Origin of the sequence: Jeotgalicoccus coquinae (assembly GCF_014207425.1) — a bacterium.
GTDB lineage: Bacteria > Bacillota > Bacilli > Staphylococcales > Salinicoccaceae > Jeotgalicoccus > Jeotgalicoccus coquinae.
Map to the genome: position 1 here is coordinate 181,065 of NZ_JACHFF010000001.1, position 26,013 is coordinate 207,077.

Here is a 26,013-nt window from a genome sequence, read left to right on the forward strand (position 1 = left end):
ATTTATCTCAGTACTCTTAAGTCTACATGAGAGCGCCGGGTTTTTCATCATACTTGAGGCCTGTTGTGTTATTTAAATTGATTTGTATATGATATTATTAAGGAAATTACATGCAGGGAGAAAACCAGTGAATTTATTAATGATAGATAATTACGATTCATTTACATATAATCTCGTTCATTACATCGAAAGCAATCCATATAATGCCGGCATTAAAGTTGTCACACCGGATCAGTTAAACGATAAATTAATAGAAGAATTTAATATTATCGGACTGATTATATCTCCGGGGCCGTCGCATCCGAAAGACCGGCCGGAAGTGCTAGAGTTTGTTAAAAACCATTATAAGGCACTTCCGATACTCGGCATATGCTTAGGCCATCAGATGCTGTGGCATATGTTCGGCGGGGAAGTATCGCGCGGCGAACGTCCGGTTCACGGGCACGCATACGATGTGCACCATAACGGCGAAGGACTGTATAAAAATCTGCCGTCACCAGTCAAAGGCTGCCGCTATCATTCATTAACGTGCTATGGCGAGCTTGAAGAGTTTAATATTACCGGCCGCACAGAAATGGGTATCAACATGGCAATCCAGCATAAGAATCTTCCCGTTTTCGGCGTCCAGTATCATCCGGAAGCTATTTTATCGGAACACGGCAGAGCGCAGCTCAATAACTTTATACGAATTGCAGTGGAGGAAAGTCATGAGAGCACATACAAAATTTAAGAAAAACGGTACAGTCGAAAACCTGTACTTTACAAACCCGGTCGAAGTCATCACGAGCAGCACGCCGTTTGACGCAGCTCTGGATAAAGCGGAGCAGTACCAGAAAGACGGTTACTACGCTGTCATCGGTGTGACTTATGAAAAAGACGATTACATCATCGGTATATACGGTAAAGCAGTATCGTACGCCGAATTTTTAGGCGGAAAACAGCCTGAGATGTATCAGATGAGCCAGCCGGAACTCAGTGAAACACGTGAGGAAATTGAAAATAATATAGAACAGGTCAGAAATTACATACTGGACGGGCATACGTACCAGGTGAACTATACGACGCGTCTTTACGGAAACTTCAGCGGCGACAGCCACCAGCTGTTTTTAAAATTAAGCGCAGGGAACAACGGCGACTACGCGATGTACATCGATTATGACGGCAAGCAGATCGTCAGCCTGTCGCCGGAACTTTTCTTTGAAATGGATGAAAACCGCAGAATCAAGACGAAACCCATGAAAGGCACAGCACCGAGATTCGAAGATCCGGAAGAAGATAAAAAGAGCTATGAATTCTTAAGAAATTCTAAAAAAGATCAGGCGGAAAACGTAATGATCGTGGATTTGTTAAGAAACGATATTTCTAAAATTGCCAGGCCGGATTCGGTTGAAGCAGTGAAGCTGTTTACGATTGAAAAGTATCAGACAGTCTATCAGATGATTTCAACGGTTGAAGCGGACGTTAGAGATGACGTCAGCTTAAGCGGGATCTTTGATGCGCTGTTTCCGTGCGGGTCGATTACCGGTGCGCCGAAAGAAATGACGATGCGTCTGATTGAAAGGCTCGAAAAGACACCGCGCGGGTTTTACTGCGGCGCGCTTGGGATTTTGTATCCCGGCATGTCTGCCGTGTTTAACGTGCCGATCCGCACGCTGACAATTACGGGTGACCGTTACATTTACAGTGCGGGCGGGGGAATTACATACGATTCGGATCCTTCGTCCGAGTTCGGGGAAATTCTGCATAAAACTTCATTTCTGAAGCAGGGGCAGTACGAACTCATCGAAACGATGCGCCTGGAAGACGGTGCAGTGAAACGTCTGGACTATCACGCAGAACGGCTGAACAGCAGTGCATCACATTTTAAATTTGAACAGGCGGACTTCAAATCGGCCATCCAGGCTTATACAGAAGCAAACAAACTTGAGTCAGGCGTGTTTAAACTTCGTGCGACACTGTCGCGTGAAGGTGTGTTAAACATTTCGCACGCGGCACTCGATAAAGACAATCAGCCGATGACAGCAGAGCTTGCGTCAGCGCCGCTCTATGGTGCACCGGATTTTATCGCGCATAAAACGACGGTAAGACATCAGTACAACGGGAAAACAAATGATTCTGACGTTGTTTTATATTATAATGATAACTTAGATATTACTGAGTTTAATATCGGCAGCATCGTCATAAAGGAACGGGGTGCGTTTTACACGCCTCCGCTGTCCGCCGGCATCTTAAATGGTGTCATGCGGCAGTCTTTAATTGATGAGCATAAAATAACTGAACAGAACATAACGATGAAGGATCTGCGTCATAAATACGAAAATGGTCAAATTGACTTATTCATGATAAACAGTGCGCGGGAATGGGTGACAATCACACTCGCGGAATGAGGTGGCTTATGTTTACATTAATTTTAATATTACTCATTGTTGCAATAGTCGTACTGACACATTTTGTCGTCACGTACTTACTAAGAAATGATGTTAAAATTGTCGGAATCGCAATCGGTTTCGCCGGCGTCATTATTGCAATAATTGTTTTTGGCATCGCCATGGGCAGCTTTACAGAATACGTTGCCGGCGAATTGGAATTCTTTTACCGATAAGAGGAGTGGACTCATGATTTTTGCAAATGGAGATAAAGTAATTACGTATCAGGAAGATGCATCAGTAATTAAAAATATTAAAGCACAGTACGATAAAGACGGATTGAATATTAATAACCCTTATATCAGTGAAACGGTATTTACGAAAAATACAGTCAGCTTTTACTATGACCCGGTTGATGTAATGGAAAACGAAAATACAATCGAGCCGGCGGCTTATATTATTTCTATAGTAGAACCTGTGCTCGACAGTGTAAGCGGGGGTAAATAAGATGAGCTTAATTATTCAGGAAGGCGGTCTGTTAACAATTCTGCAGACTGTCGAAAAACAGACGAAATCTGAACAGAAAAATAATGAGTATAACGGTGCGGTGGACAGCCTGTCGCCGATGCTTGCCAACAAACTTGTCGGCAACGACGTGAATGAACCGACGATTGAAATGTCAGGTCAGCCTGCTGTAATCCAGTTTACGGAACCGACAATCATCGCTTATTCAGGCGGGGATTTTAACGGGAAGGTAAGCGATGATGACATTCAGCCGAACCGTATTTACCACGTGGACCGCGGAGATGTTTTATCATTCCAGGGGTCAACACGCGGCAGCAGACTGTACTTGGCAATTGCAGGCGGCATTGCTGTTGAGAAATCGAACGTACTGAAGTCGGGCGACGAAGTCATTATGCGCCGCAACTATACAGCGCTGCACGATGAAATTTTCCATATGATGAGCAACAAGCGCAAAGTCAGCTGGGGAATCGGCATCTACTCGCTTGTTGAAGTGTACTTATCGGATACGTATCACATTGTGAAGCGTCCTGATGTGCCTTTAGAAGTGTATGAAAAACTTGAAGAGCGTGAATACACGGTCACTCAGGAAGAGAATCGCATTCAGTTATCAGTTGAAGGACAGGAAATTGAATACGCAGGTACCGACTGCGTAAGCCCGGGAGTTCTTGGCGGGGTTTATCTTGATAATAATCTGCCGACAATCGCGCTTAACGATTTCGCTCAGGAAACTGAACTGGCGCATATCGGAACAATTCCAAGCTATCATATGCACAAACTCGGCCAGAAGCGCCGCGGTTCGAAAATTAAATTTAAAGTTGTCGACAGCGAAGATGCGCATGCGGAAACATACGGTCACTATTTATGGGTGAACAGTCTGTTTAAAGCAATCGACTATAAAATTTCAAAAGAACTCGTTAAAGAGAAAATGTAAATATTACACATATATTATAAATCTCCTGTTACAGCAGGCACGAAATGGTGCATTCTGTGAACAGGAGATTTTTTAGTGGGACTATTAACACAAAATACAACAAACCTTAATAAAAATAATGTATAATATAGCAGATAAATTATATAAGAACGACATACATAAATATAGGAATGATATTTTATGGAAGCCATCTTAAAAGAATATTTTGGGTATGATAAATTCAGATACGGCCAGCAGGAAATCATCGAAAACATTTTAGCCGGAGACAACGCACTTGGGATTTTACCGACTGGCTCGGGTAAATCATTGTGCTATCAAATTCCGGGCTTAATGTTCGACGGCACGACCCTTGTTATTTCACCGTTGATTTCTTTAATGCAGGATCAGGTGGATTCATTGAAACGACGCGGCATTAAAGCCGAGTGCATTAACTCGACAATGTCTAAACGCGACCTGAACGATGTTATGGGGCGCCTCGTACGCGGGGAACTGCAGTTTTTATACGTGGCACCAGAACGCTTTAATAACGAAGGATTTAAAACAGCTGTCCGTCATGCTGAAATACCGTTTGTCGCATTTGATGAGGCGCACTGTATTTCGAAATGGGGACATGACTTCAGACCGAGTTACCAGAGTATTATTCCCGAGTTGAAATCGCTGCTGCCCGACGTGCAGATTATCGCAGTAACAGCGACAGCGACTGAAGAAGTGGAAGAGAATATTCAGGAACTGCTTAATATTAAAAATAACGCAGTTTTTAAGACGAGCGTTAAGCGCGGGAACTTAAAACTGTCGGTCAACGGTACTTATCAGCGCGAGCAGTTTATTTTATCTTATATAAAAGAACGTCTGGGACAGTCGGGAATTATTTATGTCTCTACGCGTGCGGAAGTTGAAAAGTTGTCGACATATTTAACGGATAACGAAGTGGAGAACGTGATTTACCACGGTGGTCTCGGTAAGAACGAAAGAAACGAAAACCAGCAGAAGTTCGTAACTGATGAAGTGAAAATTGTCATCGCAACGAACGCATTCGGTATGGGGATTGATAAACCGGATATCCGCTATATCATTCACTTTAACCTGCCGGGCGATCTGGAAAGCTACTACCAGGAAATCGGGCGTGCAGGACGTGACGGCAACCCGAGTGACTGTATTCTGTTATCAACACAGCGCGACGTTAACCTTCAGCAGTTCTTTATCGACCGGGCAAGCGCATCGGATCAGTATAAAGACCATATGCGGGAGAAACTCGATTTAATGCTGCAGTACAACAAGACGAGTAAATGTCTGAGCAGTTTTATTATTAAATACTTTGACCATGATGAATACGTTGAAGCATGCGGGCAGTGTTCGAGCTGTCTGTCGGACGGGCGTACGGAACCGATGACGTCGGAAGCACGTCTGATTCTTGAACTTGTGCAGGAGACAGACGGTCAGCTGTCGAAGGAACTTGTGATCCAGGTGCTGCGCGGAGAAAATGCCGATAACATTATGGCACGCGGACTGGACTCGCAGGAACGCTTCGGTGTGCTCGACTCATACCGCACGAGCGATGTAAATCATCTCATCGAGGAACTGATTATGCGCGGTTACGTACACTGTTCCGGCAACAGAATGCACCTCGTTGAGAAGAGTCTCGATATTCTGAACCGTAAAGTTAAGCTGTACACGGTACCTTACCGCAAACATTACAACGAACGCGTTAACGTTTCGACAGACTCATCACCGAACGAAGTGTTATACGATAAACTGCTGAACACCCGCAGGAATCTGGCGGATAAACATAAATTAGATGAAGATGCGATATTTACAGATCAGATTCTGAAGGAATTCGCGAAGAAGATGCCGCAGTCAAAACAGGATATGATGCACATCCAAGGTGTTGGAAACTACAAACTGAAACACTACTGTCCGTACTTCCTGGAAGAAATCCAGCAGCATGGCGACGGCATGAAAAGCATATAGATTGAAAAGGCTTAGGAGGCCGGGACTCTGTGGGAGTCCCGGCGTTTTTATTTGGGGTTGGGGCGGTGTTTATCGTAACAATGAGAGCCGTTCATAGTGAGTGTGGGAGTCCATCGTAACAATGAGGGCGTCTCATAGTAACAGTGGGAGTCCATCGTAACAATGAGGGCCGTTCATAGTAACAGTGGCGATCTATCGTAACAATGAGAGCCGTTCATAGTAACAGTGGCAATCCATCGTAACAATGAGAGCCGCTCATAGTAACAGTGGCAATCCATCGTAACAATGAGAGCCGCTCATAGTAACAGTGGGAGTCCAGCGTAACAATGAGGACCGCTCATAGTAACAGTGGCGATCTATCGTAACAATGAGGGCGTCTCATAGTAACAGTGGGAGTCCATCGTAACAATGAGGGCTGCTCATAGTAACATTGGGAGTCCATCGTAACAATGAACCACGCTCATTGTCACCAAGGTGTTTATCCTGAACATAAAAACCTTCATGTCAGTGACAAATCAATCACACGACTTCGTCTGCATAACACACAACAAAAATCCCCCGCTCGCAACGAGCAGGGGATCACACCTAAGCTATCTGGCTTTTTTACCAACAACTTTTAATTTTTTCGGACGGTTCTTCATGTACATATAGTAGCTTGCTGCGAAGATTATGATATATCCGAGTATCGACAGCATGTCCGGTACTTCATTAAAGACGATAATACTGAACAGTGCAGTAAACAGTATTGTCGAATAGAAGAAGATTGAAATCTCCTTAGCCGGTGCAAAGCTGTAGGCGATTGTCAGTCCGAATTGGCCGACAGCGGCAAATACGCCTGACAGAATCAGCATCCAGAACTGGTTCATTGTCATCGGTTCGAACTGGTAGATAAAGAACGGCAGCAGTGCGACGGTCGAGAAGAACGAGAAGTAGAAGACTACTGTGTAGAATTTCTCGCGGCTTCCTAATATCCGGAGCACGGTATATGCACCGGCTGCGAATATTGCACCGAGCACCCCGATGAGTGCGAACATCGTATCACTCGAGAATGACGGTTTGATGATAAAAATCGCACCGGCCAGCGCAACGATTATTGAAATAATCTGGAATCTCAGTATGTATTCTTTTAAAAATATGGCGCAGAGTATTATAGTAAAGAACGGACTGAGTTTATTCAGAATATCAGCATCGCTCAGCACCATCCGGTCAATCGTAAAGAAGTTTAACAGAACGCCGATGAGTCCGAGTGCTGAACGGAGCAGCAGCCAGCCCTGGTTTTCACGTTTGCCGAACAGGCTCTCTCTGTAGTAGAGAACGAGTGCCAGTGCAATCAGCATCGAGATAAAGTTTCTGAAGAAAGTTTTCTGAACGGTAGGCAGGTCACCTGAGTATTTTACGAAAAGGGACATCAGACTGAATCCTAAAGAGGAAATGACCAGAGCGATGATACCTTTTACAACATTATTCATTAACAACACTCCAAATTGATTTGTACGATAATTTCACTAATTTCATTAAATAAAAAGGTGAAAGTTTCGTTATTTATTTACTGTAATATTTTTCTGTCACCCCATCACATATCCACCGCGGATTACGGCGTTTTATCGCCGGAAATTCAGCGTGAAATTTTGATGTCAGGGAATTTTTTACATTGCTAAAGGCAGTTTTATATGAGAATATAGAACAAGTGAAACAGCATATATAGTACTGGTTAAATGTTTTAGACACAACATGTAGTGGTATTCATATAAAAAGCAAGAAATACGCAAGTATTTAAATAGATAAACACCGATATAGAACATATGTTCTATTTGTGTTATGCTTGAAAGGAGATGACAAAGTGATTATTGCTTATTATTCAATGACAGGTAATATCCGTCGCTTCTTAAATAGTATGGACATTCCAGACACCTATGAATTATATCAAATAACAGCCGCCAATGTCAGAGATAAAATCGATGAGACTTTTATTCTGGTGACACCGACATACGGCTTTGGAGCTGTACCTGATACTGTTAAAGAATTTTTAAAGGTAAACTCATATAATCTGTTCGCAGTCGCATCGAGCGGCAACCGTAACTGGGGCCAGAACTTTGCCAGAGCAGGCGAGTATATAAGCAACGATTACAGTGTGCCGCTGTTAATGAAGTTTGAACTTCACGGGACTCCGGAGGAGCGCGCACAATTTATAGTCGAATTAGAAAGGGCAGGGGAATTGCATGAAAGTATTAGATGAGAAAACTTACAACCACGTTGAATTGAATAACGAAGTCACACAGCGCGACGAGACAGGTTTCTACAGACTTGAAAAAGACCTTGAAGCACTTGAGGTATTTATGGAAGAAGTCGAAGCGAAGACAATTCATTTTGATTCGGAACTGGAAAGACTGCACTACCTCGTGGACAATGATTTCTATTACGATTTATTCCAGGAGTACAGCGAAGCTGCACTTCAGGATATTATCGATCATGCAGAAGCTATTGAGTTTAACTTCAAGAGCTACATGGCAGCGAGCAAGTTCTTTAAAGACTACACATTAAAAACAAACGATAAAAAACAGTACCTTGAAGATTACAGACAGCACGTAATAATCGTCAGCCTGTATCTTGCAAAAGGCAACATTGAGACTGCGAAGCGTTTCATCACATCGATGATGGAACAGCGCTACCAGCCGGCAACGCCGACGTTCTTAAACGCAGGCCGTGCACGCCGCGGTGAAATGGTTTCATGTTTCCTGCTTGAAGTTGACGACTCATTGAACTCGATCAACTACATCGACTCAACTGCAAAACAGTTAAGTAAAATTGGCGGCGGAGTTGCGATTAACTTATCGAAACTCCGTGCACGCGGTGAGGCGATTAAAGGTATTGAAGGTGTAGCCAAAGGAGTTCTTCCTGTAGCGAAATCACTCGAAGGCGGATTCAGCTACGCAGACCAGCTTGGCCAGCGTCCGGGTGCAGGAGCTGTTTACTTAAACATCTTCCACTACGACCTGCCTGAATTCCTCGATACTAAAAAAGTAAACGCGGATGAAGATATCCGTCTGTCGACAATTTCGACAGGACTTGTTGTACCGTCCAAGTTCTTTGAACTGGCACGCGACAACAAACCGTTTAACTTATTTGCACCGCACACGGTAGAACGTGAATACGGTGTGGCACTTGATGATATGGACATGGATGAAATGTACGATCAGCTTGTTGCCAACGACAACGTTAGAAAACGTGAATACGATGCGCGCGATATGTTAAATACGATCGCTCAGACGCAGCTTCAGTCGGGTTATCCGTACTTAATGTTCAAAGACAATGCGAACAAAGTACATCCGCTCGGCGATATCGGACAGATTAAAATCAGTAACTTATGTACTGAAATCTTCCAGCTGCAGGAAACATCTGAAATTAACGACTACGGCACAGACGACGAAATCAAGCGTGACATTTCCTGTAACCTTGGTTCGATGAACATTGCAAACGTAATGGATTCGGGCAAAGTGAAAGAAACTGTACACGAAGGTATCGAAGCACTGACATTGGTAAGTGACGATACTTCGATTGCAAACGCACCGGGTGTTAAGAAGGCAAACGATGAGCTGCATTCAGTAGGACTTGGCGCGATGAACCTTCACGGTTACCTCGCTAAAAATAAGATTTCTTATGAATCATCAGAAGCAAGAGATTTTGCAAATATATTCTTCATGATGCTGAACTTCCACTCGATTGAAAAATCGATGGAAATCGCAAAAGAACGCGGCGCAACATTTAAAGACTTCGAACGTTCAGACTATGCGACAGGCAAATACTTCGAGCGCTACGTGTCAGAAGATATTAAACCTGAATCGGATAAAGTGGCGGAACTGTTCGAACACATTCACATTCCGACGAAAGAAGACTGGGCACAGCTGCAGCAGAAAGTTGAAGAAAACGGTCTTTATCATGCTTACCGTTTAGCGATTGCACCGACACAGAGTATTTCTTACGTGCAGAACGCAACGAGCTCGGTAATGCCGATTGTTGATATGATCGAACGCAGAACTTACGGCAACTCTGAAACATTCTACCCGATGCCTTTCTTATCGAAAGAATCAATGTGGTACTACAAGAGTGCGTTCAACACAGACCAGATGAAATTAATCGATATGATTGCAACAATTCAGCAGCATATCGACCAGGGAATCAGTACGATTCTTTACGTAAACTCGGATATCTCTACGAGAGAGCTTGCGAAATATTACATCTACGCACACCATAAAGGATTGAAATCACTCTACTACACGAGAAACAAATTACTCAGTGTTGAAGAATGTACAAGCTGTGCAGTATAAAGGAGATTAAACAATGATTGCAGTTAACTGGAATAAAGAAGATGACATGACGAATGTCTTCTGGCGCCAAAACATCTCACAGATGTGGGTCGAGACAGAGTTTAAAGTGTCGAAGGATTTATCTTCATGGGCAGGAATGTCCGAAGATGAGAAAGATACTTTTAAGAAGGTGCTGGCAGGTTTAACAGGACTGGATACACACCAGGCAGATGACGGGATGCCACTGATTATGCTGCATACTCCTGATCTGCGTAAAAAAGCAGTCTATTCATTTATGGGCATGATGGAGCAGGTTCACGCAAAATCATACTCTCATATCTTTACGACGCTGCTGCCGACTAAAGAAACAGATGATTTACTGGATAACTGGGTAATGAAAAATGAACAGTTAAAATATAAAGCAGACAAAATCGTTACAAACTATTATAAATTACTCGATAAAAACCCGTCAGCCTACGACAGATATATGGCACGCGTTTCATCGGTATTCCTCGAGTCGTTCTTATTCTACTCAGGATTCTACTACCCGCTGTACCTGGCTGGTAACGGACGCATGACGACGAGCGGTGAAATTATCCGTAAGATTCTTTTAGACGAATCAATACACGGTGTATTCACAGGACTCGACGCTCAGGAAATGAAAGGCGAGCTGACTGCTGAAGAGCAGGCACGTGCAGACAAAGCGATGTACGAACTGCTCGACGATCTGTATGAGAACGAAGTTGTATACACGAAGAGTCTGTATGACAAACTGGGTCTGACAGATGATGTGCTGAACTATCTTCAGTACAATGCAAACAAGGCGCTTGCTAACTTAGGCTTCGAACCTTACTTTGAAGAAAAAGGCTTTAACCCGATTATCGAGAACGCTCTTGATACGACGACTAAAAACCATGATTTCTTCAGTGTTAAAGGTGACGGCTATGTCCTGGCATTAAACGTGGAACCATTACGCGACGAAGATTTCGTATTTAACGATTAATATATGCGGACACTCCCCTCAGATCAGGGGAGTGTTTTTTTTAAGAAGGCAGCAGATTGCGGTTTGTCTTAATGAATGAGGCTCATGCGGTCACAAAACCGGTTCCGGCCGGATGAAAGACTCACATGCGGTCAGCAAATAACTTTCAACCGCATGTGAGAACTTTATCGGTCTTAAAGCGGGCATGTCATCAGCCGAGCGCCTCCCATTCTCTGCACTCCGGTCATAAAAATGTCATGACCATGAATTTAAAGTTACCTTCAAATAATGTATGATTAGTAGAAGAGAAAAATTTTGAAATGGGGATACATAAATGAAAATTAAAGCAGGTCTTTTATCAGTAATGCTGCTTGCAGGGTTAACTCTTGCGGCATGTTCAGAAGAAGAGAATCATGACGATATGAACCATGACAGCCCGTCAAGTGATGAAATCAGATCACTTGAAGTGGATTTACAAACGCCTGAAAGCGTTCAGTCTGGCGAAGCTGCCGAGTTTACTGCACACGTTACTTCAAATGAAGAAGATGTAACAGATGCAGACCAGGTAATGTTCGAAGTACTGAAAGATGACGAATCAATGGAAATGGTTGAAGTGGAACACTCTGAAAACGGCGAATATGTATTTGAGTACACATTCGAAGAGCCGGGCGAATACAGCGTGATTGCTCACGTTGATGCTTTCCAGCTTCACACAATGCCTGAAGAATCCGTGACTGTTGAATAATAGTGTATTATTATAGTAATACTACGGGCAATTCTAGGAGGATATTATGGATCTAACAAGTAAAACTTATATCGTGTCGGGTGCAGCGACTTTGCTCGGCAGGGAGACTGCGCTGGAATTAGCTCGGAATAATGCGAACCTGATTTTAGCGGGGCTCGACTACAGCGAACTGGAAGAAGTATACGAATCACTCGAAGGTACACCGGGCAAACATAAAATTGTTCTGCTTGAGCAGTCGAAAGAAATTGACTGGCTCGATATCGTCGATGAGATTGAAGAAAACTACGACTCGCTGAACGGTATTATTTTAGTGCATTCAATCTTTACGGATGATAAAACAGTGTACAACGTCAGTTTTAATGAGTTCAGCGACGTAATGTACGAGCATGTGTGGGGAACGTATCTTGGAATCCGCACGCTGCGTCCGCTATTAAAAGTTGAGAACGATGCTAAAATTATAAACGTAATTGAACCGGCATTTGAAGAAGTGTTCGAACGTAACCTGTACTACACAGTAACAGGGGCAATTGAAGCGCTGACACATTCAACATCGGTGGAACTCCGCCGCGAGGATGTCGACGTGTACGCACTAAGCTACCGTCCGACGTATAAAACGACTGAAGAAGAACGCGCGAACCATAAAGCAATTAAGAAAATTAAAGCAATTTTAAGTCACGATAAAGATATACCGACCGGAGAAACAATTATTATCAGTTAATACCGGACCGGGTGAGCTGCCCTAAGGGCAGCTTATTTTTATAATAAGCAATAAATATACATAAAGAGTTTGAATTGCAAATTCTGAGAGTGTATAATGCATGTATGGTTATCAATGATAATCATTTTCAATTAAGGTGGGAAGACATGATTCAGAAGTTGTTTAGGATAGATATATTATTTTTCCTGCTGATAGTGTTATCAATACTTTCAATGTTTGTCGGAGTAAGCCAAATACATATAACAGATATCTTTAGCTTAACTGAAAATCAGATGTCTATACTTATACATAGCCGTATGCCGCGGACAGTGTCAATCATCATCGCAGGTGCATCGCTCGCAGTATGCGGGCTCGTAATGCAGCAGCTGACACGCAACAAGTTCGTATCTCCAACAACAGCAGGAACGACAGAATGGGCACAGCTTGGTATTTTACTGGGATTAATCTTTTTCCCGGCGATCAGCATGATGGGCAGACTATTTTTTGCCGTCGCACTGGCACTGTTCGGAACAATGCTGTTCATGAGCATAATTACGCGTATTAAATTTAAAGATGTAATATTTGTACCGCTTATCGGGATGATGCTCGGCGGAGTTGTCGCGAGTGTCTCGACATTTCTGGCACTTCGTGCAGACATGCTCCAGGCGATTTCAGGCTGGATGCACGGGAGCTTTTCAACACTGATATCAGGTAAATATGAGATTCTTTATATAAGTATTCCGCTGTTTATCGTTGTTTTCCTGTATGCTTCACAGTTTACTGTTGCAGGTATGGGAGAAGATTTCTCGACGAACCTTGGCATGAACTATAAGCTGATTGTTAACATCGGGCTGTTTTTAACTGCTGCAATGACGGCAATCGTTGTTGTATCAGTCGGAATGCTGCCTTTCCTCGGACTGATTGTACCGAATATCGTTTCGATATTCCGGGGGGATCATCTGAAGGGGACGTTAACCATTACCGCCGTTACCGGTGCAATTTTTGTTATGATCTGTGATATTCTGGGGCGTGTTATTATCGCACCGTATGAAATTTCAGTCGGACTGATGATTGCAACAATCGGCAGTGCAATATTCTTAATCCTCATCTTCAGGAGGGTTAAAAATGCATAAGAATACTAAAATGATAATAATGCTGGCATTGCTCTCGATTGCTTTCCTCGCATTTTATACACTTTACGGATTAAATCCGGATATTTACTTTTACCAGCTGCCGTCGAGACTTAAGCGTGTTATCGCAATAGTCATTGTCGCAGTCGCAATTGCCGTATCCACCGTCATTTTTCAGACGATTGTTAAGAACAGAATTTTAACACCGTCAATTATGGGACTGGATTCGGTATACACATTCATTCAGACAGCAATTGTATTTTTAGCGGGCGTAAGCTCGCCGCTGTTACTAAATTCGCAGTACAACTACTTTTTAAGTATGGGTGTACTCGTGCTGTTTACATTATTTGTCTTTAAGTTTCTATTTAAAGTAACGAAAAACAACATATTCCTGCTGCTTTTAATCGGTATTATACTCGGTACATTCTTCGGGAATTTATCGACATTCATGCAGATTTTAATCAGTCCGGAAGATTTCTCAATTCTGCAGGGTACACTGTTCGGTTCGTTTAACGCAATCGATGAATCGCTGCTCGGCATTACGGGGATTATCGTTATTATTATGCTGATATTCGTCTTTAAAGACTTCCACGCATTGGACGTTCTGTCCCTTGGCCGTGATCATGCATTAAACTTAGGCATTAATTATGACCGCAAAGTATCTTCACTTTTAATTATTGTGGCGGTGCTTGTCTCGGTATCAACAGCGCTCGTCGGACCGATTATGTTTTTAGGACTGCTTGTTGTCAACCTGGCACACGAACTCCTTAAAACATTCAGGCATTCATATCTGTTACTCGGTACAGCATTGATCAGTATTATTACGCTGGTCATCGGACAGATGGTCGTGCAGTTCGTATTCGGGAATAACATTGAATTAAGTGTTATTATTAATTTAGTAGGTGGAATATACTTCATTTACTTAATGCTTAGGAGGAATCGTACATGATTAGTGTTAAGGGAATCACTAAGAAATACGGCAGTAAAACAGTCGTAGATGACGTCTCAATTGACATAGAGAAGGGCAAAATCACTTCACTTATCGGACCGAACGGTGCCGGTAAAAGTACAGTCATTTCAATGATCACACGTTTACTCGATAAAAATAGCGGAGAAGTTTTATTAGAAGGCGACAACATTTTCACCCAGCCGCATGGTGAACTCGCGAAGAAGATTACGATTTTAAAACAGACGAATCATCTCGAACTGAAGATTACGGTGAGAGAGTTAATTTCATTCGGACGTTTCCCGTATTCAAAAGGCAGATTGAACGACGAAGATGAAGCGATCATCGACGAAGCAATCAGCTATATGGGACTGAAGGAATTTGAAGAACGATACATCGACGAACTGTCGGGCGGTCAGCGTCAGCGTGCTTACATTGCAATGACAATTGCGCAGGATACGGAATACATCTTCCTGGATGAACCGCTGAACAACCTGGATATGAAGCACTCGGTGCAGATTATGCAGATCTTACGCAGACTGTGCCGGGATAAGAACAAGACGATTATTATCGTAATTCACGATATTAACTTTGCATCATGTTATTCGGATAACATCGTTGCGCTGAAGGACGGCAAAATCGCAATCAGCGGTACAGCAAATGAAGTAATTACTAAAGAAGTACTGGAAGGCATCTATGAAATGGAAATTAATATAGAGTCAATTTGCGGACACAGAATTTGTTTCTACTTCGATGGGCTTATCGAAGGGGATTCGACAGAACTTGCAGCAAACTATTTAATCGGCAACGCATAAAGCATTGTTCATTAAAGGAGGTGAGGTTTCGGTATTCGAATGTGTTCAGTAAGTAGCGCAGTATTTTTTTAGTGGGGGCTAAAAAAACATATTAAGAGGAGAACAGAGAGATATGGAATTTAAAAGATTATACTTAATACTGACTATGGCAGTAATCCTGGTACTTGCTGCGTGCAGTGGCGGTTCAGAAGAAGATACATCAACAGAAGAAGGATCAGAAGAAACATCAACAGAGGAATCAGCGGGAGAAGAGACTGCTGACGACGAATCTTCAGAAGAAGAATCTGCTGACACAATTGCTTATGACAACCAATTCGAAATCGGAACTGGCGAACGCGGCGAAGAAGGACAAGGCACACAAATCGACGAAACTGTAGAGCTTCCTAAGAACTCCGACAAAGTCGTAATATTTGACCTTGGTGTCGCATCAACATTCGCAGCACTTGGCCTTGAAGAAAATATTATGGGACTTCCAAAAGGCGAAAACAACGCTTCACTTGGAAGCACAATCTCAGACGTATACGAATCAGAAGAAGATTACGTAAACCTTGGCGGACTTAAAGAGCCGGACTATGAAGCACTGGCAGCACTTGACCCTGAAATCATTATGATTCACGGACGTCAGTCTAACTCAAACGTAGTAGGTGAACTTGAAAAAGCTGCTCCAAACGCTGAAATCATTCACGTTGCTGCAGACAACTCAAGCTATTTCGAAGATGTTAAAGAAATGACGATGTTTATCGGTGAAATGTACGACGTGCAGGATAAAGCACAGGAACTGGTTGACGACTTAGATTCTAAACTTGCAGAAGTTAACGAGAAAGTTGCAGCATCAGAATTACCAATGCTGTTCGTTCAGACTAACGGCGGAAACTTATCATTCCACGGTGTCGGCGGACGTTATGACTTCTTGTACAATGATTTCGGATTCACATCAGCTGGTGAACAGGAAGAATCAGAAGAAGCAACAGACGGACACGGTAACGAAATCAGCTTCGAATTCATCGCAGAAACTAACCCGGGACTTATTCTGTTAATGGACCGCGGTGCAGCAGTATCTGAAGGTGAAGCAACATCATCTGACGTATTGGAAAATGAGGTTACTTCAGGCGTTGACGCAATTGAAGAAGACAACGTTTATGAATTAAACCCTCAGAACTGGTACTTAAACGCAGGCGGTTACTTAACTGCATTAGCTCAAGTTGAAGAGATTAATGAAGCAGTAGACGCAGCAACAGCAGAGTAATAATTTAATATGATTAAAAACCGAAAACCTTTGCGGGTTTTCGGTTTTTTTTGCGGATTAGCTGTATTCATTGAACTGAAAACCCGGCACCACTTCTATTATGTCATTGTCACACCCCAAAAATGAATGAACAAAAAACCGGCGAATGCACCATTCGCCGGCTCCCGATTATCTAATTATTTTATTTCTCCAGTTTGTCTCCAATTATGCGGACTTCCCTGTGGAGCACAACGCCGAATTCATCCTGGATTGTGTCCTGTACGTGATGGATTAAATCTTCGTAGTCGCTTGCGGATCCGCCATCGACATTTACCATAAAGCCTGCATGTTTTTTAGAAACTTCCACGCCGCCGATGCGGTGACCCTGCAGTCCTGCATCCTGAATCAGCTTGCCTGCGAAGTTGCCCGGCGGGCGCTGGAATACACTGCCGCATGATGGATACTCGAGCGGCTGTTTTGACTCACGCTTTTCAGTAAGGTCGTCCATGACTGCTTTAATCTCATTATGGTTTTTATTGTCCGAGAGTTCGAATTCTGCTGACACAACAACGAGATGTTCTGTCTGAACGCGGCTCGTACGGTAGCCGAGCTCGAGTTCATCGAGTGTCAGTGTAACGAAGTCGCCCATTTCATTAATTGCAGTGACGTGCTTCAGGCAGTCTTTAACTTCTCCGCCGTATGCGCCTGCGTTCATATATACAGCACCGCCGACCGAGCCTGGAATACCGCATGCAAATTCAAGCCCTGACAGCTCATGCTGCAGTGCTGTCTGTGATGCATCGATAATCGCCGCACCGCTTTCAGCAACGAGCGTCACACCGTCTACTGAAATTTTATTAAGGTTCAGCAGGCTGACAACGATTCCGCGGATCCCACCGTCGCGGATAATAATATTCGAGCCGTTGCCGAGATAAGTGACGGGAAGATTATTCTCCTTCGCGAATCTAATCACAGCTGCCGTGTCATCAACAGAGCCGGCTTCAACGTAAATATCCGCCGCGCCGCCTGTTTCTGTATAAGTATATTTATATAATGGTTCATCAACTTTAACGATTGATGAAGTTAGTATCTTTTTAAGCTCCTGGTCAAGCGGTAAGTTATTCAAATCAATTGTCCTCTCAAATCATACTTACTTATATTATAGTTTAAATAAGGAAAAATTTAAACTCACATAATTTATGATATAATGTACCGTATTAAAAGAAAGTAAATTATTCATAAAGCGAGGTTCTTATATGAATGGCAAATCGCTGATTTTACGTCTGCTTGCCCTGTTACTGGTAGTTGTACTTGCGGCATGCGACAATAATCTGGAAGCTGATTTACATACTTATGAAGAAAGTACAGGACAGCTGACCGGACTTAACAATGAATTTAATGAAAATGTTAATAATATGGATTTCAGTAAACTCCAGGCGATGTATTACGGAGATGAAGAGGCGGATATTGAATATCTGCAGAATTTAAAAAATGAAGTCGATGAAACCCTCGTGCCGATTACGGACAGTATGACCGGGGAACTCGATGAAATCGAAGTGACTAACGACGAACTTAAAGAAATGCACGGCACATTAAGCGAAAGTGTCAGCGTTAAGCAGGACTTTACCCGGCAGATGTCAGCATTTTTAAACTCATATGTATTATCGATTGATTCAAACGGCCAGCTTGTTTCCCTGAGCCAGTCGTTCATTACGCATCAGGAAGAGCGCGATAACATTATCGAATCGGCGGAAAGCGCCGAAGAAATCGACGAGATTAACCAGCTGATTGACGTGCTGAATAATAACAGTGAAGAGCTCGACAAGCATTCGACAGCGTTTCATAACGAGAAAAGTGTTGCAGATAAAGAAAAGTATGCCAATGATATTCTCTTACCGCTGCTCGATGAACATATCAGTGCACTGAACGCATTAAATATTTCGACGGGCAAAGCGACACGTGCACGCACGATTTCACTGGAGATGTATTATAATTACCGGACTTATTTTGAAGAACGTAAAAACGTTATGGTATCTGTAGAAAACCTCCAGGAAGTATCGCTTCAGAATGTACTGCCGCTGATCGAAACAGCATCAACGCTCGACAGCCAGTTTAAAGAAGAACTTGAGAGCAAAAAAAATGAGACTCGTTAGGAGTCTCATTTTTTTACATTATCGTCAGTCTGTCTGCCGGTCTGCATGTTATGTAAAGGATGCTGCGGATCTTTTTCGACCTTCGAAATCATTACATTTCTGAGAATTACAGTAATGAGCCAGAATGCAAATACTGCAAGCAGGATCCAGGACATTAAGCTGTTCTCCTGAAAGTCTAGAAAGAACAGTACGACAACGACAAACAGAATCGCGTTAATCGAATCCAGGAACGTCCAGCGCTTTAATTTTTTAGTCATAAGTAAACCTCCAGTTCAGTTGCATTATATCATATGTCATTAATGCGATTTGCTATATTTTTAAATAAGTGATAAATTATATAAAGTTAATGAAAGGTGTGATGAAATGTTAACTAAAATAACCAATATAGATGCATTTCAAAATCTAATTAAAGATAAAAATGAATTTTATTTTTTAAAACACAGTAACACTTGTCCGATTTCTGCATCGGCTTTTGAAGAATTTCAAAAATTCCACTATGAAAGAGACATGGACGGGTATTATTTAATCGTCCAGGACCACCGTGAACTATCAAACTATATCTCTGAAACTTACGAAATAAAACATGAATCACCGCAGGCATTTTATTTCTCAGGAAAAAAAGTGAAATGGCATGATTCACACAGCAAAATTACATTAAGCACTCTGGCGAGTGTGGAAGACTAAAAAAACGAGCAGGCGCTCGTTTTTTTATTATCCGATTGGGGCAAACATTACTCTGTTTTGTCCCAGTTTTTTCGCTTCAAACAGTGCGCTTTCAGCTTCTTTTAACAAGTCGCGTTTCGTTGCACCGGCTGTATTTTTATAACCGACACCGATGGACACTGTTGCGTTAACCGTATCAATCTCGTTGACGTGGAACTTGGAATACTCCACGCTGTTTCGGATTGCTTCGCCGAGACGGACAGTTTTATCGAATGACAGATTTGGAATGACCATGGCAAATTCCTCACCGCTGTTGCGGAACAGGTGACCGCCGGTCGGGACATAATTTTTTAATAATGATGCCATCTGGCTGATGATTTTATCGCCTGAGTCATAGCTGTGCTTATCGTTATACGATTTAAAACTGTCGATATCAATTAACAGGAGACTCAGTGAATCATCATTTTCAAAATGGTCGTCAACCATTTTGTCGAGCAGCTTCACGTTGCCGAGCTGCGTCAGGTGATCGATAAACTCATCATCATCGATGCGTTTGTTCAATCTGTATATCGCGTTGATATCTTCGTACATCATATGTGCAACAAATATAATCAGCGATGTTGTAACGAGTAGTATTATACCCGTCATTAATGATATATTGTAGAAGAATTGGTTCAGAATGATCATATATAAAGAAGTGAAGATGATGTTCGTCACAACTAAATTTGCATGCGTAATTTTGCGCATGAACGGTACAATCATCAGAAACAGCATATAGAGTACGATAAACACCAGATACGGTGCGATACTGTGGTCAAAAATAAAATGATAGAAAAAATATACGACGGCAGCTGACATCAGCCCGTAGTAAAATGTATTATATGCCGCAAGTATTAACAGCGGAATAAAGAACAATGCGAATTCGCCCTGTGATGTGCCGATAGGCACAAGCAGCGATAAAATTGATAATGTTGTCATTAAAAGCGACTGAAATAAACCGGTTTCCACAATCTTTTTTTCTTCGAAAAACTGAATACGGTAAAAGAGGTATATACCGCTAATAATTAATGCGATATTTAACAGAAAATCAATAAACATAACGCGCCTCCTGACCGGATGAATTATTGTCTTCATTATACAATGATTTAAACATTTAGGAAAATTATCATTGGATTATTTAAAAAGGAAACATTTTATACCGGATATGGTATATTTAATTGGATTAAAAATACGGGTGAGAATATGTATACTTTATTAATTTTATGTATATCGTTCGCGATATCTTTACTAATCGTGCCGCTTTTTATATATATTGCGAAACGTTTCGGGTTTGTAGACTATCCGAACTACCGCAAAGTGCATAAAGTGCCGATGCCATACCTCGGCGGCGTGGCAATACTGATCAGCTTTACAATCGTAACGCTGTTTGCCCAGCCGGTCGAAACTGAATATAAACCGATTATTATCGGTGCATTTGTGATCTGCCTGATTGGTGTTATCGATGACAAGTATGACCTGAAGCCGTTTATTAAGTTTCTCGGACAGCTTGTCGCTATTGCCGTACCGATTTCATACGGTATCGTAATCGATACGATTACGCCGTTCGGTGTTGAAATTAACTTTGGCGTTTTTTCAATACTGGTCACTGTTATTTGGCTTGCCGCGATTATTAACGCAATCAACCTGATTGACGGACTCGACGGTCTTGCGACCGGAGTAGTCATTATTGCACTGGCGAGTATCGCAGTGATAACGATATTCCAGCAGAACATATTCGTAATGATGCTCTGCGTCATCCTGCTCGGCGCATGTCTCGGATTTCTGCCGTACAACTTTCATCCTGCAAAAACATTTCTCGGTGATAACGGTGCGATGATGCTCGGTTATATTATCGGTGTACTGTCGATTATCGGCTTTAAGAACATTACGTTTATTTCGCTGTTCTTCCCGATTATTATACTCGGTGTGCCATTCATGGATATTTTCTTTGCCGCAATACGGCGGTACAGGGAAGGCGTCTCAGTTATGCGGGCAGATAAAAACCACCTGCATCACAGAGTGCAGCAGCTCGGATTTTCCCACAGGGAGACTGTCGTGCTGATTTACTTCATTGCACTGCTGTTTGCAATCGGCGGCGTGATTATGTATCTTGCAACAGTACCGGGTGCCGTTATTATCGGCCTGCTCTTACTGTTTACGATGAACATGGTCGTCGAAGCGACGAACCTGATCGGTTCAAACCGCAGGCCTGTTTTGAATCTGTTCCAGAAAATATTTAATAAAATTCCATAATCAGACTGTTTCTTCCGCGATAATAATATCGCCTGCTTCATATTCGAAACTGTTGCTGGTAATTTCTTTCAGGGTGTTGACGATATCGTCGACACCTTCTTCTTTTATATGAAGGAGATAGCTGACTTTATCAGTGTAATCCTGCGACACAATCGATACATCCGTCGTACCTAGGAAATGCTCGAACTTGCTTGTGAAGGTATAGTCGAGTGTCACTGTCAGCGGTACTACCGGGACTTCAACAGCTTTCCCTGCTTCCTGCACAGCGCTTGAAGCACCCTGGGAATATGCACGGATTAATCCGCCGGCACCAAGTTTAATACCGCCGAAGTAACGCGTCACAACGACTGCGACGTTATAGAGTTCTTCTTTTTTCAAAACTTCAAGAATCGGAACGCCTGCTGTACCCTGCGGTTCACCGTCATCATCTGCTTTTTGAATGAGCGCACTTCTGCCGACGATGTAGGCGCTGCAGTTATGCGTTGCCGCTTTATGTTCCTTCTTTATTTCCGCGATAAATGCCTTCGCTTCTTCTTCAGATTCGGTCCGCTTTATAAATGATAAAAACCGGGACTTTTTAATAACGATTTCAGTTTCCGCACTTTTGTGATTCATGTATTTTTGTTCCATAAAAACACCTCTATAATAGTTTATCATATGTCCGTAATGTAGTAGAATAGTTACGAGATGAATTGGAGGAGACGCATATGAAAGTTGCGGTCGTGGTAGATTCAACGAGTTATATACCCGAAAATGTTTTAGCTGAACATAATATATATACAATCCCGCTGAATGTAGTAGTGGGCGATGAAATTTATAGAGAAAATGAAATTGATAATAAATGGTATTATGCAGAAATGGCTGCAATGGATGAGCTGCCGACAACAAGTCAGCCGTCTATCGGAGACTATATTCTACTGTTGGAGTCACTGTACCGTGACGGCTACACAGATGTTATCAGTCTGCACCTGTCTTCTGAAATCAGTGGTACATGCCAGAATGCAAGAGCAGCTGCAGTAAGTGTTGACGGTATCAACGTACACGTTGTCGATTCCGAAATCGCAGCGGCACCGCTCGGTGTAATGGCATTATATGCCGCGCAGAATCTGGAGAAGAAATCACTTGAAGAACTGCTTGCCGAGCTTGAAGATATGAAACAGAAGCACAGCATGAATGCATTCTTCTTAGTGGATACGCTGACGAATCTGCAAAAAGGCGGCCGTTTATCGAATGCCCAGGCATTCATCGGCGGACTGCTGAAGATTAAACCGATACTGGAATTCCAGGACGGAAAAATTATCGCAATTGAAAAAATCAGAACGCAGAAAAAAGCGATGCTGAAAATTGAAGAGATGCTGCAGGCTGAATTCGACAAGCATGAAGGCAAAGAGCTGACAGCATGTCTGATTCACGGCAATGCGCCTGAACTGGGGGCACGCTATAAACAGGAACTGGAAGAGAAGTTCCCGCAGGTTACATTTATTCTGCAGGAATTCGGTCCGGTAGTTGCTACACATTTAGGTGAAGGCGCGCTCGGCATCGGTTTTACAACTTACAAGGTCGATACTACAGGCTTATAATTTAATATTTTTAAACCGCAGCTTATTTAAGCTGCGGTTTTTTTATTGGGGGGGAATATTATGATCTTAAAACAAGGTGCGCCGGATATTATGTTTGAAGCAGGCGTAAAGGATAATTACTGTTTCCGCTGCGGAAACAAAAATAAAGAGCTGTTTTATAAGTATTATGCTTCGTACTATCAAAAAGATGTTACGTACTGTCTGTTCTGCATTAACCTGGGACGTTCGGATTCACTTAATCCGCTGTACGGTTATCAGACAATACGTCAGCAGGAGCATATTAATTACCGGCTGGACTTTGAGCTGAATGATATTCAGAAAGAAGCGAGTGACAGACTGGCTGATGCAATTAAAAATAAACACAATCTTCTGCTGTATGCGGTAACGGGTGCCGGCAAGACCGAGATTACTTTTCAGGGTATTAAGTATGCGCGGAATAACGGCTTGAACGTGGCATTCGTTTCACCGCGCATCGATGTGGTAAAAGAAGTGTACTTAAGACTGGCAGATGCATTTAAAGGCGTACGCATCGATTTAATGTACAGCGGGGTAAAATCGGTATTCTCTAACATGTTCACAGTCTGTACAGTGCACCAGCTGTTTAATTATATTAATCATTACGATGTGATCATTATCGATGAAGTCGATGCGTTCCCGCTGCCGGAAGAACCATTGTTAATGGAAACTGTAAAACGTGCGGCAGCAGATGATGCGTCGATTATTCTGATGACGGCAACACCGACACCTGAAATGAAGATACTTGCCGGCAAAGATAATATTGTGACGATTGCCCGCAGGTATCACGGTCATGATCTCGCGATACCGAAAATTGTCTGGGACAACACAGAAAAATATATAAAGAAAAATAAGATACCGCTTAAACTGAAAGCATTGCTGGATGACATTGCTGAAGCAGACAGAAAAGTGCTCGTATTCTTTCCGGATATTAAGATGATGCAAAAGACGGCTGTTCTGCTGCAGGAGAAATATAGAAGGCTGGAGTCAGTTTACAGCGGGGATACAAAACGTTATGAGAAGGTGCAGCTGATGCGTGACGGTGAGCTCGATATTCTTCTGACGACAACAATTCTGGAGCGGGGTGTTACATTTTTATATCTGGACGTTATTGTCGTCGACGCGCACCGTTTCGACAGTGCGAGCCTGATACAGATATGCGGGCGCGTCGGCCGGAAGCCTAAGGATCCGACGGGCAACATCTGGCTGATGACAACGTTTAATACATCGGGCATTAAAAAGACATTAAAGGTAATCAGGGCGTTTAACGAGGGAAGGACGGCGTTATGATATGTTTATACTGCCATCATGTAATTAATGAAGAGCAGACGCTGATGTCACTGTTTAAAAAAGACGAGCCGCTGTGTTCGGCCTGCCGCAGCGCACTCATGTTTAAATATCCGGGAGACCGGTGCGGCAGGTGTCATCAGCTTGTGACTAAAGCCGTAGATGTCTGCCGGGACTGCCGGGCGCTCGATGACCTTTATCCTGAAATTAATAAAATGTATACAGTGACGGATTACAATGATGAAATGAAGCTGCTTTTGCACCGGTATAAGTTTGTCGGTGACTATGCACTGTCAGAAGTCATTGCACTGTTAACCGATTTTAATTTTAAGCAGTACGATTATGTGATGCCGATTCCGGTTTCACAAGCACGTTTAAAGGAACGGACTTACAATCAGACTTCTGCAATACTGGATGCACTTGGTGTTAAATACACGGATATGCTCGGGACAAAAAAGAAGAAGCGGCAGTCGGAACTGACACGGCGGGAGCGGCTGAACAGTATAAATCCATTTTATCTGCTTGAAAATGTTAGAGATCTGAATTTATCGGGTAAGAGATTACTCATAGCCGATGACATTTATACGACGGGCATTACGATGCACCAGGCGGCTAATGTGACAAAAGTATTAAATTTTCAGAATATTGATGTGTTAACGTTTTCAAAAGCGCATCACATTTGATATAATGAAGTTAGAAACAGAGGTACTTATAAGGAGGGCTCATCATGATTAGAGTTGAAATCAGAGGCGAAAACATTGAGGTAACAGATGCTATCCGCGAACATATCGAGGATAAGATTGCAAAGCTTGAACGTTACTTCAACGATGTACCAAACACTCATGCACACGTAAACATCAAGGTACGTAATAATAAACGGGGTAAAGTTGAAATTACGATTCCTATGAAAGATTTAACGCTCCGTGCTGAGGAAGGACACGATGATCTTTATGCTGCAGTCGACTTAGTAATCGACAAGCTGGAAAGACAAATCCGCAAGCATAAAACTAAGATCAACCGCAAATTCAGAGAGAAAGACCCTGAGGCCGAATTCTTCAATGCATCAGCTTTTGAAAATGGTGCACAGGAAGAAAATGATAGCAATGACGATATTGCAATTTTCCGTTCTAAGGAATTCACGTTAAAACCGATGGATTCAGAAGAAGCGGTATTGCAAATGAACATGCTCGGCCACGACTTCTTTGTATTTAATGATAGAGAAACTGACGGTACAAGTATTGTTTACCGACGTAAAGACGGTAAATACGGTCTAATTGAAACAAACTAATTAATGAAAATTCATGAAGCCCTGACGGCGGTTTATCCGCCTTCGGGGTTTTTTAATGTCACATATTTTATTTTCCTATATAATGATGGTAAAATGTAATG

At 42.6% G+C, this 26,013-nt stretch carries 27 protein-coding genes; 22 read left to right on the forward strand and 5 right to left on the reverse strand.

Features of this window, described 5'->3' with window-relative positions; translation table 11 throughout:
* Window positions 1-127 precede the first annotated feature (127 nt).
* The 6 genes from HNR41_RS00925 (at window position 128) to recQ (ending at window position 5,790) form a co-directional block, all read left to right on the forward strand.
* On the forward strand, window positions 128-730 hold the full coding sequence (locus HNR41_RS00925; RefSeq protein ID WP_184280827.1) for an anthranilate synthase component II: 603 nt from the start codon (window positions 128-130) through the stop codon (window positions 728-730).
* Entirely contained in the window at window positions 708-2,387 is a 1,680-nt protein-coding gene (pabB, locus tag HNR41_RS00930) for an aminodeoxychorismate synthase component I (protein ID WP_184280829.1), read from the forward strand. Before HNR41_RS00925 ends, pabB begins: the two co-directional genes overlap by 23 nt.
* Window positions 2,388-2,395: 8 nt before the next feature.
* Complete coding sequence (locus tag HNR41_RS00935; RefSeq protein WP_184280831.1) at window positions 2,396-2,602, forward strand: hypothetical protein; 207 nt, start codon at window positions 2,396-2,398, stop codon at window positions 2,600-2,602.
* A gap of 13 nt (window positions 2,603-2,615) precedes the next feature.
* On the forward strand, window positions 2,616-2,873 hold the full coding sequence (locus tag HNR41_RS00940) for a hypothetical protein (RefSeq protein ID WP_184280833.1): 258 nt from the start codon (window positions 2,616-2,618) through the stop codon (window positions 2,871-2,873).
* A gap of 1 nt (window position 2,874) precedes the next feature.
* A complete protein-coding gene (locus HNR41_RS00945) occupies window positions 2,875-3,822 on the forward strand; it encodes a 5-oxoprolinase subunit C family protein (RefSeq protein ID WP_184280835.1) in 948 nt (315 codons plus the stop codon).
* A 180-nt stretch (window positions 3,823-4,002) separates the two neighbouring features.
* Entirely contained in the window at window positions 4,003-5,790 is a 1,788-nt protein-coding gene (recQ, locus tag HNR41_RS00950; protein ID WP_184280837.1) for a DNA helicase RecQ, read from the forward strand.
* 590 nt (window positions 5,791-6,380) lie between these two features.
* On the opposite strand, the gene HNR41_RS00955 is transcribed toward recQ, so the two are convergent.
* Window positions 6,381-7,259 carry a DMT family transporter gene (locus HNR41_RS00955; RefSeq protein ID WP_184280839.1) on the reverse strand — a complete coding sequence of 293 codons (879 nt, stop codon included), beginning with the start codon at window positions 7,257-7,259 and terminating at the stop codon, window positions 6,381-6,383.
* Between the two features lie 371 nt (window positions 7,260-7,630).
* Here HNR41_RS00955 and nrdI point away from each other — a divergent pair, with 371 nt between their 5' ends.
* From nrdI to HNR41_RS01000, 9 genes are all read left to right on the forward strand, one after another.
* Window positions 7,631-8,026, forward strand: coding sequence for a class Ib ribonucleoside-diphosphate reductase assembly flavoprotein NrdI (gene nrdI / locus HNR41_RS00960; RefSeq protein WP_184280841.1), 396 nt, complete (start codon window positions 7,631-7,633; stop codon window positions 8,024-8,026).
* Window positions 8,010-10,115, forward strand: a complete 2,106-nt coding sequence (gene nrdE / locus HNR41_RS00965) for a class 1b ribonucleoside-diphosphate reductase subunit alpha (protein WP_184280843.1) — start codon at window positions 8,010-8,012, stop codon at window positions 10,113-10,115. Before nrdI ends, nrdE begins: the two co-directional genes overlap by 17 nt.
* Window positions 10,116-10,128: 13 nt before the next feature.
* Window positions 10,129-11,097, forward strand: a complete 969-nt coding sequence (nrdF, locus tag HNR41_RS00970) for a class 1b ribonucleoside-diphosphate reductase subunit beta (protein ID WP_184280845.1) — start codon at window positions 10,129-10,131, stop codon at window positions 11,095-11,097.
* Window positions 11,098-11,410: 313 nt separating this feature from the next.
* Window positions 11,411-11,821 carry a FixH family protein gene (locus HNR41_RS00975; RefSeq protein WP_184280847.1) on the forward strand — a complete coding sequence of 137 codons (411 nt, stop codon included), beginning with the start codon at window positions 11,411-11,413 and terminating at the stop codon, window positions 11,819-11,821.
* A 46-nt stretch (window positions 11,822-11,867) separates the two neighbouring features.
* On the forward strand, window positions 11,868-12,539 hold the full coding sequence (locus HNR41_RS00980) for an SDR family NAD(P)-dependent oxidoreductase (protein WP_184280849.1): 672 nt from the start codon (window positions 11,868-11,870) through the stop codon (window positions 12,537-12,539).
* Window positions 12,540-12,685: 146 nt separating this feature from the next.
* On the forward strand, window positions 12,686-13,651 hold the full coding sequence (locus HNR41_RS00985) for an ABC transporter permease (protein ID WP_184280851.1): 966 nt from the start codon (window positions 12,686-12,688) through the stop codon (window positions 13,649-13,651).
* Window positions 13,644-14,597 (forward strand): iron chelate uptake ABC transporter family permease subunit, encoded by a 954-nt coding sequence (locus HNR41_RS00990; protein ID WP_184280853.1) that lies wholly within the window; start codon window positions 13,644-13,646, stop codon window positions 14,595-14,597. The genes HNR41_RS00985 and HNR41_RS00990 overlap by 8 nt, the downstream gene beginning before the upstream one ends.
* Window positions 14,594-15,409 carry an iron ABC transporter ATP-binding protein gene (locus HNR41_RS00995; protein ID WP_184280855.1) on the forward strand — a complete coding sequence of 272 codons (816 nt, stop codon included), beginning with the start codon at window positions 14,594-14,596 and terminating at the stop codon, window positions 15,407-15,409. The genes HNR41_RS00990 and HNR41_RS00995 overlap by 4 nt, the downstream gene beginning before the upstream one ends.
* Window positions 15,410-15,521: 112 nt before the next feature.
* On the forward strand, window positions 15,522-16,655 hold the full coding sequence (locus HNR41_RS01000; protein WP_184280857.1) for a siderophore ABC transporter substrate-binding protein: 1,134 nt from the start codon (window positions 15,522-15,524) through the stop codon (window positions 16,653-16,655).
* 181 nt (window positions 16,656-16,836) lie between these two features.
* On the opposite strand, the gene murB is transcribed toward HNR41_RS01000, so the two are convergent.
* On the reverse strand, window positions 16,837-17,760 hold the full coding sequence (gene murB, locus HNR41_RS01005; RefSeq protein WP_184280859.1) for a UDP-N-acetylmuramate dehydrogenase: 924 nt from the start codon (window positions 17,758-17,760) through the stop codon (window positions 16,837-16,839).
* Window positions 17,761-17,890: 130 nt separating this feature from the next.
* Here murB and HNR41_RS01010 point away from each other — a divergent pair, with 130 nt between their 5' ends.
* Entirely contained in the window at window positions 17,891-18,787 is an 897-nt protein-coding gene (locus HNR41_RS01010) for an EMYY motif lipoprotein (RefSeq protein ID WP_184280861.1), read from the forward strand.
* A gap of 5 nt (window positions 18,788-18,792) precedes the next feature.
* Here the strand turns inward: HNR41_RS01010 and HNR41_RS01015 are convergent, their stop codons facing one another.
* Window positions 18,793-19,044 (reverse strand): hypothetical protein, encoded by a 252-nt coding sequence (locus HNR41_RS01015; protein WP_184280863.1) that lies wholly within the window; start codon window positions 19,042-19,044, stop codon window positions 18,793-18,795.
* Between the two features lie 106 nt (window positions 19,045-19,150).
* Here HNR41_RS01015 and ytxJ point away from each other — a divergent pair, with 106 nt between their 5' ends.
* Window positions 19,151-19,471, forward strand: a complete 321-nt coding sequence (ytxJ, locus tag HNR41_RS01020; protein ID WP_035807495.1) for a bacillithiol system redox-active protein YtxJ — start codon at window positions 19,151-19,153, stop codon at window positions 19,469-19,471.
* Between the two features lie 27 nt (window positions 19,472-19,498).
* Here the strand turns inward: ytxJ and HNR41_RS01025 are convergent, their stop codons facing one another.
* On the reverse strand, window positions 19,499-20,548 hold the full coding sequence (locus HNR41_RS01025) for a GGDEF domain-containing protein (protein WP_184280866.1): 1,050 nt from the start codon (window positions 20,546-20,548) through the stop codon (window positions 19,499-19,501).
* Between the two features lie 144 nt (window positions 20,549-20,692).
* Between HNR41_RS01025 and HNR41_RS01030 the strand changes: the two genes are divergently transcribed.
* The gene (locus HNR41_RS01030; RefSeq protein ID WP_184280867.1) at window positions 20,693-21,742 is read left to right on the forward strand and encodes a glycosyltransferase family 4 protein; all 1,050 of its coding nucleotides are present in this window, start codon (window positions 20,693-20,695) and stop codon (window positions 21,740-21,742) included.
* Here the strand turns inward: HNR41_RS01030 and HNR41_RS01035 are convergent, their stop codons facing one another.
* Window positions 21,743-22,372: a YigZ family protein gene (locus HNR41_RS01035; RefSeq protein ID WP_184280869.1), complete on the reverse strand. Its 630-nt coding sequence runs from the start codon at window positions 22,370-22,372 to the stop codon at window positions 21,743-21,745.
* A gap of 77 nt (window positions 22,373-22,449) precedes the next feature.
* On the opposite strand from HNR41_RS01035, the gene HNR41_RS01040 reads away from it, so the two are divergent.
* Genes HNR41_RS01040 through hpf form a run of 4 tightly spaced genes read left to right on the forward strand, consistent with a single transcriptional unit; the run spans window position 22,450 to window position 25,912 of the window.
* Window positions 22,450-23,322 (forward strand): fatty acid kinase binding subunit FakB, encoded by an 873-nt coding sequence (locus HNR41_RS01040; RefSeq protein WP_184280871.1) that lies wholly within the window; start codon window positions 22,450-22,452, stop codon window positions 23,320-23,322.
* A gap of 60 nt (window positions 23,323-23,382) precedes the next feature.
* Window positions 23,383-24,627, forward strand: a complete 1,245-nt coding sequence (locus HNR41_RS01045; protein WP_184280873.1) for a DEAD/DEAH box helicase family protein — start codon at window positions 23,383-23,385, stop codon at window positions 24,625-24,627.
* The gene (locus tag HNR41_RS01050) at window positions 24,624-25,307 is read left to right on the forward strand and encodes a ComF family protein (protein WP_184280875.1); all 684 of its coding nucleotides are present in this window, start codon (window positions 24,624-24,626) and stop codon (window positions 25,305-25,307) included. The genes HNR41_RS01045 and HNR41_RS01050 overlap by 4 nt, the downstream gene beginning before the upstream one ends.
* Before the next feature lie 44 nt (window positions 25,308-25,351).
* Window positions 25,352-25,912, forward strand: a complete 561-nt coding sequence (hpf, locus tag HNR41_RS01055) for a ribosome hibernation-promoting factor, HPF/YfiA family (protein ID WP_221432832.1) — start codon at window positions 25,352-25,354, stop codon at window positions 25,910-25,912.
* The last annotated feature ends 101 nt before the right edge of the window (window positions 25,913-26,013 follow it).